Source organism: Winogradskyella poriferorum (assembly GCF_050618035.1).
In the GTDB taxonomy this organism is placed as follows: domain Bacteria; phylum Bacteroidota; class Bacteroidia; order Flavobacteriales; family Flavobacteriaceae; genus Winogradskyella; species Winogradskyella poriferorum_A.
In genome coordinates this window covers 249100-263206 of sequence record NZ_JBODPY010000004.1, presented here as the reverse complement: position 1 = coordinate 263206, position 14107 = coordinate 249100, and the positions used below count along the sequence as shown (strand labels likewise).

The 14107-nt window shown below is 36.2% G+C and carries 10 protein-coding genes; 1 reads left to right on the top strand and 9 read right to left on the bottom strand.

The window, feature by feature from the left end:
• Positions 1–8 precede the first annotated feature (8 nt).
• From ACRHOC_RS10990 to ACRHOC_RS10960, 7 genes are all read right to left on the bottom strand, one after another.
• Positions 9–2216, bottom strand: a complete 2208-nt coding sequence (locus ACRHOC_RS10990) for a RelA/SpoT family protein (RefSeq protein ID WP_431158687.1) — start codon at positions 2214–2216, stop codon at positions 9–11.
• Between the two features lie 110 nt (positions 2217–2326).
• Positions 2327–2494, bottom strand: a complete 168-nt coding sequence (locus ACRHOC_RS10985; RefSeq protein WP_431158686.1) for a hypothetical protein — start codon at positions 2492–2494, stop codon at positions 2327–2329.
• Positions 2487–4883 (bottom strand): glycogen debranching protein, encoded by a 2397-nt coding sequence (locus ACRHOC_RS10980; RefSeq protein WP_431158685.1) that lies wholly within the window; start codon positions 4881–4883, stop codon positions 2487–2489. Before ACRHOC_RS10980 ends, ACRHOC_RS10985 begins: the two co-directional genes overlap by 8 nt.
• 76 nt (positions 4884–4959) lie before the next feature.
• Positions 4960–5826 carry a glycoside hydrolase family 16 protein gene (locus ACRHOC_RS10975; RefSeq protein WP_431158684.1) on the bottom strand — a complete coding sequence of 289 codons (867 nt, stop codon included), beginning with the start codon at positions 5824–5826 and terminating at the stop codon, positions 4960–4962.
• 5 nt (positions 5827–5831) lie between these two features.
• Entirely contained in the window at positions 5832–6692 is an 861-nt protein-coding gene (locus tag ACRHOC_RS10970) for a glycoside hydrolase family 16 protein (RefSeq protein ID WP_431158683.1), read from the bottom strand.
• A 121-nt stretch (positions 6693–6813) separates the two neighbouring features.
• Positions 6814–8046, bottom strand: coding sequence for a M48 family metallopeptidase (locus ACRHOC_RS10965; RefSeq protein ID WP_431158682.1), 1233 nt, complete (start codon positions 8044–8046; stop codon positions 6814–6816).
• Position 8047: 1 nt separating this feature from the next.
• Positions 8048–8845, bottom strand: a complete 798-nt coding sequence (locus ACRHOC_RS10960; RefSeq protein WP_431158681.1) for a TrmH family RNA methyltransferase — start codon at positions 8843–8845, stop codon at positions 8048–8050.
• Between the two features lie 68 nt (positions 8846–8913).
• On the opposite strand from ACRHOC_RS10960, the gene ACRHOC_RS10955 reads away from it, so the two are divergent.
• Positions 8914–9711 (top strand): DUF6503 family protein, encoded by a 798-nt coding sequence (locus ACRHOC_RS10955; RefSeq protein ID WP_431158680.1) that lies wholly within the window; start codon positions 8914–8916, stop codon positions 9709–9711.
• A gap of 53 nt (positions 9712–9764) precedes the next feature.
• Here ACRHOC_RS10955 and ACRHOC_RS10950 read toward each other — a convergent pair whose 3' ends face one another.
• Positions 9765–11078, bottom strand: a complete 1314-nt coding sequence (locus ACRHOC_RS10950) for an amidohydrolase family protein (protein ID WP_431158679.1) — start codon at positions 11076–11078, stop codon at positions 9765–9767.
• 4 nt (positions 11079–11082) lie between these two features.
• On the bottom strand, positions 11083–14073 hold the full coding sequence (locus ACRHOC_RS10945) for an amidohydrolase family protein (protein WP_431158678.1): 2991 nt from the start codon (positions 14071–14073) through the stop codon (positions 11083–11085).
• Positions 14074–14107: the final 34 nt, after the last annotated feature.

Genomic DNA, 14107 nt, shown 5'->3' with positions numbered 1-14107 from the left:
ACACAAATTTAAACTCTTGTTACCTTATCAATACCATTAATTTTTTTAAGCCTATCGATTAGTTTTTTCAGCATCGTTTGGTTCTTTACCTGTACCGTTATCTTACCAGTAAATACGCCATCATCACTTGTAAAGCTTATACTTTTCATGTTAACGTGCATATTTTCTGAAATGAGACTAGTTATATCATTTACCAATCCTAGGTTATCTATTCCAGAAAGGGTAATATGTGAGGTATAAACTTGTTGAGAGGAGTCAATCCATTTTGCTGTCATTATACGATACGCATAGTTGGATTGTAGACTTAATGCATTAGGACAGTTCTTTTTATGCACCTTTATCCCATCATTAATAGTTAAGAATCCGAAAACCTGATCACCTGGAATTGGATTACAGCAGTTAGCCAATTTATAGTTAAGCTTCTCTTCTTCTTTGCCAAAAACCAGCATATCATACTTAGATGTGATCTCATCCTTATCGATATCCTTAGGGACTTCTGGTTTTCTGATTTTATTCTTGATGTAACTGACAAATGCATTACTTCTTGATGATGCAAATGCCTTTAACTTGGTGTTATCTATGGTTCCAATTCCAACACGATAAAACAAATCTAAAGAGGTACTCAATTTAAAGTAACTAACGAGTTCGTTAACAGAACTTTCATTAAGTGTAATCTTAAGTTGCTTTAATTTACGTCTTAGTATTTCTTTACCTTCCTCAGCAATTAACTTGGTGTCTGCTTTTAGAGCTGATTTAATTTTACTTCTAGCTCTTGCAGTTGTGGCATAATCTAACCAGTTGGAGTTTGGTTTTGCATTTTCGGAAGTTAAAATCTCTACACGGTCTCCGCTTTGCAATTCATGACTCAATGGAACTAACTTACCATTAACTTTCGCACCTCTAGTTTTCATTCCAATCTCAGTATGAATACTAAATGCGAAGTCTAATGGAGTTGCACCTTTAGGTAATGATTTTAAGTCACCTTTTGGAGAGAATACAAAAATCTCTTTCGAATAGAGGTTTAGTTTAAACTGCTCTACAAAATCAACCGCATCAGCCTCATTATTTTCAAGTGCTTCTTGCAACTTATTGATCCAAAGGTCTAAACTATCATCTTTATCGTTTTCATTCTTGTATTTGTAATGTGCCGCATATCCTTTTTCTGCAATTTCATTCATGCGCTCACTCCTAATCTGAACTTCGACAAAGCGACTTTTAGGCCCAACTACGGTTATATGTAAGGCTTCATATCCAGTGGATTTTGGTGATGATATCCAATCGCGCAATCGTTTAGGATTTGGGGTGAAGTGATCTGTTACAATCGAGTAAATCTTCCAGGCCAAAAACTTTTCGTTTTGGTAGTCGGACTTATATATTATTCTAACCGCAAATTTATCGTATACCTCATCGAAAGATACGCCCTGTTTCACCATTTTACGTCTTATACTAAAAATGGATTTTGGTCTACCCTTTATTTCATAATTAAGACCTTCTTTATTGAGTGACTTTTCGATGACCTTGGAGAAAGATTTTATATAGGCATCTTGTTCCTCCTTGCTTTCTTGCATTTTTTCAGCAATATCATTGTATACTTCAGGTTCGGTATACTTAAGGCCTAAATCCTCTAATTCTGTTTTGATATTATAAAGGCCTATACGATGTGCCAAAGGCGCATAAATATATAAGGTTTCAGATGCAATCTTAACCTGTTTGTCAGCACGCATGGACTCCATAGTTTGCATGTTGTGAAGTCGATCTGCTATTTTAATTATAATAACTCTTACATCCTCATTTAAGGTTAATAGCATTTTACGAAAATTCTCTGCTTGTAAAGAGACATCCATATCCTTTTTTAAGGAGGAAATCTTTGTAAGGCCATCAACTATTCTTGCTACAGTTTGCCCAAACAGTTGTTCAATATCTGTAATCGTGTAGTTAGGATTGTCCTCTACAACATCATGAAGTAGAGCAGAGGCAATTGAAGTTGCATCTAGCCCAATCTCTTGAGCTACAATTTTAGCGACTGCAATGGGATGAAAAATATAAGCTTCGCCTGATTTTCTGCGCTGATCTTTGTGGGCGTCAACGGCAACATTAAAGGCATGGCGGATCAATTTCTTGTCCTCCCTGCTTAAGGTTTGATAGCTTACTTTTAGAAGTTCTTTGTAAGCTTTGGCAATGGCCGCATTTTCTTTTTCGATATCCACTTCAGTCATAGAACTAAAGTAGTGAAAGCTATTTTAATGTGCAATGGTTTGCGATGCGAAAAAATGATACTTGTATAGTGGTTTATTATCTTATTTTCAGCATTAAATGAGTCTCCTAATTATGACTTTGTCGACTTGTAATCTTGATATCCCTTAAAGGTAACACCAAGACTCGCAATAGTTCCAAAAATACCAATCATCATGCTATCTTGAAACATGAGCACAATGCCTGATAGTGTTCCGAGTATACCAATAATAAGGGCGAGTTTTCCGTTATTTTTAGTCATAATTCAGGCTTATTTCTATTTGTGTTTCATTTGTCGTAAACACATAACTGTTCTCAACAGTTATAGGCTTTATTGAGTCAGAGGTGGCTTGATATGTTGTTTCACCTTGTGTTTTTGGAAGTAAAATTTCAACTTCCCATTCAGGGTTGTCCTGTTCTACACGAAGCGTAAGTTTACCATCTGATTTCGTGTAATATACAGAAATTGCATTGTTTGCAACTATAACATTCTCAATGGAGGCATTGTCCCACTGCGAAGGCATATTTGGACTTATTGTAATTTTTTTGTTTTGTGCTTGGGGATTAATGCCAAAGAACTGTTGAACTATAGGAACAGCAAAACCGTATATATTCCAGGCTTGCGTAATCATACCATAGTCTGGTGATACTTCATATATACTTCCCGGAAAGGCAAAACTGAAGGTTCTAGTCATTCTCTGAATATAATTCAAGGCCTTATCTGGATTACCATAATTATTTTCGGCTACCGCTTGTACACTTGTCGGTAAGGTCATTACCGCTCCTGTATAAGAGAAGACTTTAGTGCCTTGAAAGGAGCCATCATCCGATCCTGCTGATGAATCACGATCAATTCCAGTGACAAAAACACCAAAAGGATTAACAAATTTTTCCGCGGTCTTTAGTCCTCTTTTGGCCTTGTCTTTATCTGCAATGTTCATTTCCATCGGAGTATTTATCACCCAATTATGATGTAGTACAAATGGTCTAGGTTGATCTGATGGATTAGCAATAATAGATGCTTTGGTTGCTTTTAATTCTTCAACAGCCCAGGGCTTATTTAAGGACTCGGCACGTTTAATCGCATCTTCTATAAGATGTAGAGCTTGTTCATCTGTGCCAATAAAATCTGCATAAGAATTGAATTCTTCAGACCAAAACTCAGTATTAATTTTTGCTTTTATTTCATCTGCAGTTGCCTCATATTTTTTTGCTAGATCTGTATCGCCAAGCTCATTCGCTATTTTTAAAGCATCATTAAAGGCGCGTTGAGTGTAGGCCGCAACATCAATCATTTCACTATCCATTCCATGAATTTCCATCATGCCATAACCATCGGGAAAAAGATTATTATCTGCATCTTTTTCGGTCATCAACCAGTTTAAACCTTTCTTAATTGTTGGGAAATAAGATTTTAAAAATTCTTTATCACCATTCCATTGGTAAACTTCCCAAATTAGTGATGCAAACTGAGGTGTTTCATTAATATTACCTTCGTTAAAAACAGCACCATTTGTCGAAACTTCATGCACAATTCTGCCGTTTCCATTTGTTGCTTCAGACAGACTATCTAATAAACGTATGGTATTATATGTTGCGTCTGTTTGACCAATAGCCATATAGCCTTTTAGAGCATACTCACTATCCACACCAAACCACCAAGGGTAGTCTGGAATACCAGCTGTGATTCCAGTTCCAATTTCCGGAACTTTTCTTACCAGCCAATCACAATTATATTTTAGCCACTCAAAAGCCTGTTCAATATTTTTGTCTGGTACGGTTAATTTAGATTGACTAGCCAATCCTTTATAGCGATCACTTTTTGAAATAAAATCAGAGTTTATATCACGTTTAAGTGATTGAAAAGTTGAAACCGCCTCTTCTTCAGATTTATAAGATCCTGAGACGATATAATTAACTACATGTGTGCCACCAGCCTCTAAAAAAAGAACATCTTCAATGCTATTTATAGAGGTATTATCTACAGTCTTTTCTGAACTAAATTTTGATTTTTGTTCAAACTCGAGCTCTGATCCAAATACCGTATACCATTCATTGAGACTGTCTTTTACTTTCCATAGCTGATTCTCCTCATCTAAAGAGGCTTCATCTTTACCATCAAACATATAAGTGCGTTCTCCTAACCAAGTAGGTCTGAGATCTGAGATCCCATCAAATTTTAATTTAATACGTTGCTCACCACCTAAATTTTTTAAGACTAATTGAATTACCGTACCCTGTTTATCATCTGGAATAAATTGCCAGCGTTCAACCTCTATATTCTTGGAAGACCAGTTGTATTTAAACTGACTAGCTATAGGATAATTGGTAAAACGATCTGCTTTATCCAAACGTAGTGTATCTGAACTATCGAATAAGGTAATATTAAAGCCATCCATAAGTTTTATAGGATGATTCCAAATGCCACCCATTTCACCTTTAATGTGCCAACCTAAGTCAGGAAATGAGCCATCCTGATGCCCAACAATGTATACTCTATTACCAGCTGTAACATAAGGTGAGGGTAAATATTCTTGTTTACCAGTAATATTTGGACTGTCTGAAGCAAGGTCACTTATCGGAATTGATTTTGTCTCAGAACAGGAAATAAATAAAGCGAGAACAATTAAAGAAATGCTAAATTGTTTCATAAACAATGAATTTTTTAAGTGGATCATTTAAACTTTACCTGAAAGATAAATAATTGGTTTAATAAAATTGAAATAGTTATTGATAAACCCTAATGTAATCTACGACCATGGCACTCTCAGTAAAATTTGGATCAATATCGGGTTCAATAGCAATATTGAGGATGAGATAATAATCTGAGTCGTAGGGCCATGTTTTGGCATTTTTAACTTTAGGATGGTATTCGTAGTGCGGTTTGCCATCTACACTAAAAGTCATTTTTTCAGCGGTCCATTCGAACGTGTAAATATGGAATTCTGAAGATGCATTGTTTACGGTTTGTCCACCCACATTTTTAACATATCCACCATAGCTTGAACCATTATGAAGCGCACTTGATACATAATCTTGATTTTTTCCCCAATGCTCAAGAATGTCTATTTCTCCACAGTTTGGCCATTTTACTTTTCCGTAACCCTGTAAATCCCAATAGGCACCATCTTCATCAATGTTTGTATTTAGCATCCATATGGCAGGCCAAGTGCCATGCCCTGAAGGCAATTTAGCTCTGATCTCAATTTTACCATAGGTAAAGGCAAATTTTGAATTGAGTCGTGCTGAGGTATAATTTTTAGTTTCACCTTGATCGGTTAGCTTTTGTTTTTTAGCAACAAGGTTTAAATAACCGTCTTTAAGATAAGTATTCTCTTCACTATCTGTATAATGCTGTATAATACCGCCCCACCAACTACCACCTGGAGGCAGTTGCGTTTGTAAGAACCATTTTTCAGTATCAATTTTACCAGAACCTTCAAATTCATCAGACCATACCAGAGTACTAAATTCTTTCTTTAATGGATTCAGTTTTCCAGGAGGTTCGTTCTGAGCAATGCAAGGTGTCATTAAAGCCAAGAAGAAGGCCAGTAATGGTTTAGTGAGGTAATATTTGAATTTAGCGTTAACCATCAAAATTAGGATTTGCGATATTCGTGCTTTACCCAATCTACTTCCATTACCCATTCGCCTTCCATAGGAGAATCTGTGATTTTTGCAAAATTCAGTATGGCGAACATAGGCTCAGGATATTTGTCACCTTCACCTTCATTACGATAGACTTCTTTTCCATCTAACCTGTACACAAGATCACTTCCTTCCCATTCTACAGAATATTCGTGGAATTCATTAAGCGTCGCAGGGAAGTTTCTGCGCTTGCTTTGCCAATCACCTTTATCACACTCACCCAAACTTACAATAGCACCAGTTGTGAACTCATCTTTCATATGATCACCATGATGTTCAAAAATGTCAATTTCACCGGAACCTGTTAATGGCCAACATACATTTTCATCAGCTTCCTGAACTGGAGGTTCGTTATTTTGGGCACCGAGTAACCACCATGCTGGGAACATACTAGCTTCACCATTACTAGACAATTTGAGTCTAGCAGTCCATTTTCCTTTTACAAATTCTTTTCGATTTTTAGAACAGATTCTTCCCGCTACATACTCAGTATCTGGATGTTGGTTACCATGCTTATCAAAATTATCACAAGGACGTTTTTCATCAATTTTTACGACTTTAATTTTTAAAGTCCCATCACTGACTTCCCTTGTACCATATTCACCATCTGGTACATAGCAATGATTTTCATTGTTTACCCAAATACGTTGGTCTTGCCAATTATCTGGATTAAAGGTTTCAAAATCATCAAAGAAATCTATTTCCCAAGGGCTGGCAGTTTCTGGCATGGTATCGTTGGATTTTTTTTCGTTTTTACAACTCAATGCAAATAGCATCAAGATAAGACTAGAAATTAGTAGTGATTTTTTCATTTTTAAAACGTCTAAATAAAGCTATTTCAAAATTTGCAATTAACAAATTATAGCACCTAATAAATATAGTCAATTCAAATAAAATTGTTTTGATTTTTGGATGACTTACCTTAAATAATAATTATTTCCTGAGATTATTTACACGGTCGAGTAGTGTTGGGTGCGAATAATGCATAAAGACATAAGCTTTATGTGGTGTTAAATTGCTCAAACTATTTTTAGATAGTTTTTTAAGCGATGTAATAAGAGGCTCAGCTTTATAGGTAGTTTTAGCATAATCATCTGCTTGGTACTCAAAGACGCGTGAAATGTAATTCATGATTAGGCTTGTAATTTCTGAAATTGGGGAGTATAACAAGCCGAAAGCTATAAGACCAACGTGAAAACTTTGTTTTTCTACACCAATGGCATTCGACAGTAGTGGATTAGATATAAATATTGATAAAATATAAAGCGTAAGACCTGTGAGTAGTAATGATGAAACTAAATTGAAAATGATATGTTTACGTTTGTAATGCCCAACTTCGTGTGCCAAGACAGCAACGATTTCGTCATCTTCTAAATCATTAATTAAGGTATCATAAAGTGTGACCCGTTTTTCACTCCCAAAACCCGAGAAATAGGCATTGGCTTTGGTACTTCTTTTAGAACCATCTATAACAAAAATTTTATTAAGACTAAAGCCTACAGAATTCGCATAGTCCGAAATCTTTTGTCTTAATTCACCATCCTCTAAGGGTTTTTGTTTGTTGAAAAGTGGCACGATTAACTTGGAATAAAACATATTCATAAAAACCGTAAATACTGCAACGATTCCCCAAGCATACAGCCAAAACATCTCATTTGTAATTTGATAAAACCAGATTATAACCGCAAGGATACCACCACCCAAAATAGCAGTCATAATTAGTCCCTTTATTTTATCTAAAAGGAATGTCTTTTTAGTTGTTTTATTAAAACCAAAATTCTCTTCTATGACAAAGGTTTTATAATAAACAAAAGGTGTGTTAATGAGGTCGCTTGCGATAATAATAATCCCAAAGAAAATCAGTCCTATAATGATAGGATTATCCGAAAAATCTCTTGCTATATTATCCACATATTCAAAACCATCAAATACTAAAAACCCTAAAGTAAGCGCAAATGAAAATAAGGATGTCCAGAGTCCAAAACCATAGTTGGTAGCTTTATACGCCTGCGATCTTTTATAGGCTTCATCGTCATATACATCACTCAGTGGTTCTGGAATAGGGTCATTATATTTTTTGGCATTTAAGGCATTTAGAACTTTGTCTTTTATAAAATTAATGATGATAATGCCTATGATAATGTAAAAGAGTATTTCAGCTGTCATACTATTTAAAATCGCGTTGTCTTTTGGCTTCAAAAATAAGGATTCCGGCAGCAACAGAGACGTTCATAGAATCGATAATGCCTTGCATTGGGATATTTATTTTTTTAGTGGAGGCATCTCGCCATTCTTGGGTTAATCCAGTAGCTTCTGTACCGACCACAATTGCAGTTGGTAAAGTATAGTCTTGTTTATGATAAGGTTCTGATTCTTGCAGTATGGCTGCAAAAATATTAAAGCTGTATTTTTTAAGAAATTGAATGGCCTCTTCAGTGCTAGACATTGCAATTTCTGTCGTAAATACACAACCAACACTAGATCTTATAATATTCGGATTATAAAGGTCGGACTTTGGATTTGTAATAATCACTGCATCAATATTGGCAGCATCTGCTGTACGCAATAACGCACCGATATTACCAGGTTTCTCAGGTGCTTCAGCCACTAAAATCAGAGGGTTTTTGGCATGTAATTGCAGATCTTCTAACTGATGTGACTTTGATTCGACTAAGGCGATTACACCTTCGGTTGTCTCTCTATGCGCTAGTTTTTGAAACACGTCCTTTGAAATTTCTATGATTTCAATCCCATAACGTGCCATGGCTTTGGCTTCGCTCTCCGAAAACAAATCAGGATAAAATAAAAGTGATCTTATTTTATAACCGCTTTTTATAGCTAGGGAAAGTTCGCGTTTACCTTCTATCAAAAACTGTTCACGTCGTTTACGCTCACGCGATTTGTCTTTTAATAGGACTAATTGTTTTATTAACGGATTTTGAGTGCTTGTGATGTTTTTTATCATAACCAAAACAAAAGTAGTGTAATTTTAGCGGAAGTTTCTCGTCCAATTAGTCAAACTAAAACTTAAATATGAAGTACTTATTAAAGATCTCCTTGTTAGCACTAGTACTAACGAGTTGTCAAACCAAAACCAAGACCGAATCAACCGTAATAGAGGATGTCAAAGCATCAGATATTACAACGAGTATTTATCCAGATAATGTAACCAAAGTTTTTAATGCACATGGTGGTATAGATAATTGGAATTCTATGCGTACACTTAGCTTTACTATGACTAAACCTAATGGTAAAGAAGTGACGACAACCAATTTAAAGACTAGAGCAGAACGCATAGAAACACCAACATACGCTATGGGTTTTGATGGTGAGACGCTTTGGGTTAATGAAAAGGGTGGAGAAGCTTATAAAGGCAATGCTAGGTTCTATAAAGGTCTTATGATGTATTTCTATGCTATGCCTTTTATTCTTGGTGATAGTGGTATTATTTATGAAGAAACAACATCACTCACATTTGAAGGCAAAACCTATCCTGGGATCCTAATTTCCTATGAATCTGGAGTGGGTGAATCACCAGATGATCAATACATTTTGTATTATGATGATACCACAGGCAAAATGGCCTGGTTGGCTTATACAGTAACTTTTGGTAAAGATGAAAAAAGCACAGATTTTAGATATATAAGGTATGATGACTGGCAAACCATCAATGGTTTAATACTGCCTAAAAGTATAAGTTGGTACAAGTATGAGGACAAGGTACCGACTGAAAAACGTAATACGCTAGTTTTTGAAGATATTCAGTTAACTAACGAAGCGCCAGATCAGAGTTTATTTGCTAAACCAGAATCTGCTAAAATTATAGATTAATTCTTTACCCATAAGGAATAAAAAAGCGAGCTATTTAGCTCGCTTTTTTATGATTAGTCTTCTACACCATACTTCTTAGCATAGCGTTTCCATAATTTGGTTTGATGCGTTTCTAGACTTAATTGTCTTCCATCTATAAAGGCATGAATTACTTGATTGGTTCGCATATCGAGTGCATCACCTTCAGAGATAAACAGCGTTGCACTTTTGCCTGCTTCTAAGGTGCCATAATGATCATCTATTCCCATTATTTTGGCAGGGTTTTGCGTAATAAGTTGCAAGGCCTGTTCTTTGGATAAGCCATGTGCAACAGTTGTACCTGCATAGAATGGTAAATTCCTGGAGTTCATACGCTCCATCTGTCCACTTGTTTCGAGTGCTACAAGTACACCATCATCAACAAGTTGCTTTGCCAATTTAAAAGGCAGGTCATAATCATCATCTTCACCATCTGGTCTGGTATGTACACGTCTTAAGAATACAGACACATTATGTTGCTTTAAGAAGCTCGTCATATTTACAGCTTCATAAGCACCAACAATTGTGATATGATCTACACCTTGACCTTTGGCAAAATTCACAGCATCAGTAATACTTTTCTCATCATTAGCATTAATGTATAATCTTTTAGAACCATCAAATACTCCAGCCAATCCTTCAAAAGGAAGATGTGGCTCTTTTTTATCACCCTTATTGTAGCTCTTTGCTTCATTAAAGTATTCTTCTAATTCTTTTACTTGTTTCGCATAGTTTTTATTAGGCTTAAGTCCTGGATCTTCACCAAGCCACCAGCGCCCTCTACTAAAACTATTCGGCCAGTTGATATGGAGTCCATTATCCATTTTAATAGCCGCATCCTCCCAATTCCAAGCATCATATTGCACCACAGATGAGGTTCCTGTAATGCGTCCACCTCGTGGTACCACCTGACCAAGGAGTACACCGTTTGGTCTCATGGATTCTACCACTTTAGATTCCGCATTATAAGCAATAATACTTCTTATGTGTGGATTGTACGTTCCTAATTCTGAAAGATCATTAGAAGCTTTAACAGCGTCGACTTCCACGAGACCTAAGGTTCCGTTAGAAACGATAAATCCTGGATAAACATGTTTGCCCTTAGCATCAATAATATCCATGGCTTGTAATGTAACAGCATTAGGTTGGCTGTTCTCTAACACTCGGGTTATTTTTCCGTTACTAACGATAATCATACTGTTTTCAATTACAGTACCATTACCAATATGTGCAGTTGCTCCAACTATCGCAAAATCCTTTACTTGATTTGAAGCTGGTGTTTGCTGTGCTAAACAAATTGTAAAACACAACAGCGTTAAAATAGTAGTTATATGTTTTAATGTCTTCATCGTCTTACTTTTTTTCTGTTGTGTTAAAATCCATTGAGTCACAGTGGAGGAGAACCTTCTCCTTTTTCTTAACAGGTTGTGTTTTTAAACCTTTATTTTTCTCCTGAAGCATCATATTCACCAAGGTACTTTTTTCTTTTTTGATGGCCTCACGCATTTGCTTGTCCTTCTCAATATCGAAATAAGTAGTACCTTCAATAATCGTCTTTTCAGCTTTTGCATAGATACTTAAAGGATGGTCAGACCATAATACAACATCGGCATCTTTGCCTTCTTTAATACTGCCAACACGATCATCTAGGTGTAATAATTTAGCAGGATTGAGGGTTACAAATTTTAGTGCGTCCTCCTCGCTAACACCTCCGTATTTTACAGACTTGGCCGCTTCTTGGTTTAAACGTCGTGACATCTCAGCATCATCACTATTAATAGCCGTTACAACACCTACATTATGCATAATAGCCGCGTTGTATGGTATAGCGTCATTAACCTCATATTTGTAAGCCCACCAATCACTAAAAGTGGAGCCACCTACACCATGGGATTTCATTTTATCAGCAACTTTATAACCTTCGAGTATATGCGTAAAGGTGTTAATATTAAAGTCAAATTGCTCCGCCACCTTCATTAGCATATTAATTTCACTTTGTACGTAAGAATGACACGAAATAAAGCGCTCTTTATTTAAAATTTCAGCAAGAACTTCCATTTCGGTATCCTTTCGATAGGGCTTACCACTTTTCTTAAGCTCGTCATAGGCTTTAGCTCTACTGAAATAATCCATAAAGACTTGTTCTACACCCATACGCGATTGTGGGAAACGTACGTTAAAACGACTTCGCGATTGCTTAACATTTTCTCCAAGCGCAAACTTTATGAATTTTGGAGTATTGTCATAAACCAGATCGTCTGCAGATTCACCCCATTTTAGTTTAATGATAGCAGATTGTCCACCAATAGGGTTGGCACTTCCATGAAGAATTTGAATGGATGTGACACCACCAGCGAGATTTCTATAGATGTCAATATCTTCATCATCAATAACATCTTCTATAGTAACTTCTGCTGAGGAGTTATGACCACCTTCATTGATTGAAGCTGCTGCAATATGCGAATGCTCATCTATAATACCTGCAGTAATATGCTTGCCTGAGGCATCAATTATGGTCGCACGTTTATCAGTGAGGTCTTTACCTACTTTAGCAATCTTTCCATCCTTTATGAGCAGATCTGTATTTTCTAAAACACCATCGGATTCGTTGGTCCATATCGTAGCATTTTTGAAGAGTAAAGTTTCTGATTTTGGTTTTTCCGTAAATCCATATGCGAGATTTGGATAGGTGACAGGACTCATATAAGACGTAGCGTCCTTCTTTTTATCCTTCTTCATGCCATCCATTTTGTCCTCAGCCATTTCTTTTTTGGCTTTGTTAGCATAAAAGGCGAGCTCATTACCATTTGGTAAGGTAGCTTTTCCATTTAAGCTATTGGCACCAGAAGCACTCGCTACAACTCTAATATATTCGGTTTTTGTGTTGTCTAAAGTCTTAAATGTCATGGTAACCCAATCATTACTGTAATTTAGTTTTGTGCCGAGCTCTTTGTCACCACTAATTAATTTAGCTGATGGTTTTGAAGCACTTCCTGAAATTGTTAGGTTATAATCCTTACCAGTTAATTTAAAACTATAGTCACCATCGATATCCTTAATATTCATGTTTGTTATAACATGTGGTGTACCTTGTACCCAGTTTTCATAGAGCTTAGTTTTCTTATCAAAAATATCTCCACTAGTAATTAAGAAATTCGCATAACTACCAGCTTTAAGTGTTCCGATCTCGTTGGATTTCCCTAATAATCTCGCAGGTATTGTGGTTAAGGCTTCAAGGGCAGTTTGTTTAGATAAACCACTTTCAATCGCCTTCATTAAATTCGTCTTGAATGACTTTTTAGATTTTAATCCATGTGTCGTTAAGGCGAATGTGACCCCATTTTCAGCTAAAAGCCTTGGGTTATGAGGTTCTTGATTCCAAGCACGCATATCACTTAAAGACAGTGTTTTTGCCAAGAAGGCATTATCCACATCATAAGCCAAACGAAAATCGATTGGTAATATAAGGGTGGCGTTAGTGCTTTTTATTTCATCTAAACGTTCATATTCGTCACCACCACCTACTATGGTGTATTGTATATTGTAGGCATCACCTACTTTATCAGCACGCATTACATTAGCTCTGCCATTAGCTTCAAAAATTTGTAGTAGTCCTGTGTTTTTATTCAATGCTTCTAAGGAGAGGTCTCGAGTTGCTACTTTCCCAGAGGCATACCACTTAGCATCGTCATACATTTGTCTTAATAACGCCATACTTCCCATAAGAGAAGAGGGATAAGATTGTCTTGATGCTACACTTTTTCTAAATGATAGATGTTGTGAGGTTTCACCATCAACAACACGCATAGAATTATCAGCATTATTGTTTAGTGCAATTAAAGCACCAGTACCTCTAACAATACCATCTGGCATATGTGTGTTAACAACGCCAAATCCTAGCTTGTGCATTTCGCTGGCCGTTTTCTCATCATACTTAAAAGTCGCCATAACATCTTGCTCTGGCATAATATGATCGTTCCAATAAAAGCCACTTCTACTGGCTTCATATTGTGGAAAATTTCCAGTGGCACGTTTTGGTGTTTTTACACCAAAAGAGGTATAAATATCAATGAATGAAGGGTAAATCTCTTTTCCAGTAAGATCAATACGTGTGGTATTCGCAGGAATTGTAACTGATTTACCAACACCAACTACTTTACCGTTTTTAATTAACAAGGTACCCTTATCAATCACCTCTGTAGGTGAGATATGGATTTTTGCATTTGTTAGTGCGGTGTAATTGGTGTTATTGGCAATAACTCCCGAATTGCTAGGGAAGTAATCTTGCGCAAATAACGAGAAACTGCACATTAAAATGAGCAGTCTTAAGTGTGTTTTAATCATAAAAATTAGTCGGTTTATTTAGTCTTAAAGATAA

Excerpts from the sequence above, each read along its gene's own strand:
- ACRHOC_RS10955 (WP_431158680.1), top strand. The coding sequence starts at position 8,914 with ATGAAGTACTTATTAAAGATCTCCTTGTTAGCACTAGTACTAACGAGT.
- ACRHOC_RS10985 (WP_431158686.1), bottom strand. The coding sequence starts at position 2,494 with ATGACTAAAAATAACGGAAAACTCGCCCTTATTATTGGTATACTCGGA.
- ACRHOC_RS10945 (WP_431158678.1), bottom strand. The coding sequence starts at position 14,073 with ATGATTAAAACACACTTAAGACTGCTCATTTTAATGTGCAGTTTCTCG.
- ACRHOC_RS10950 (WP_431158679.1), bottom strand. The coding sequence starts at position 11,078 with ATGAAGACATTAAAACATATAACTACTATTTTAACGCTGTTGTGTTTT.
- ACRHOC_RS10990 (WP_431158687.1), bottom strand. The coding sequence starts at position 2,216 with ATGACTGAAGTGGATATCGAAAAAGAAAATGCGGCCATTGCCAAAGCT.
- ACRHOC_RS10980 (WP_431158685.1), bottom strand. The coding sequence starts at position 4,883 with ATGAAACAATTTAGCATTTCTTTAATTGTTCTCGCTTTATTTATTTCC.
- ACRHOC_RS10960 (WP_431158681.1), bottom strand. The coding sequence starts at position 8,845 with ATGATAAAAAACATCACAAGCACTCAAAATCCGTTAATAAAACAATTA.
- ACRHOC_RS10975 (WP_431158684.1), bottom strand. The coding sequence starts at position 5,826 with ATGGTTAACGCTAAATTCAAATATTACCTCACTAAACCATTACTGGCC.
- ACRHOC_RS10965 (WP_431158682.1), bottom strand. The coding sequence starts at position 8,046 with ATGACAGCTGAAATACTCTTTTACATTATCATAGGCATTATCATCATT.
- ACRHOC_RS10970 (WP_431158683.1), bottom strand. The coding sequence starts at position 6,692 with ATGAAAAAATCACTACTAATTTCTAGTCTTATCTTGATGCTATTTGCA.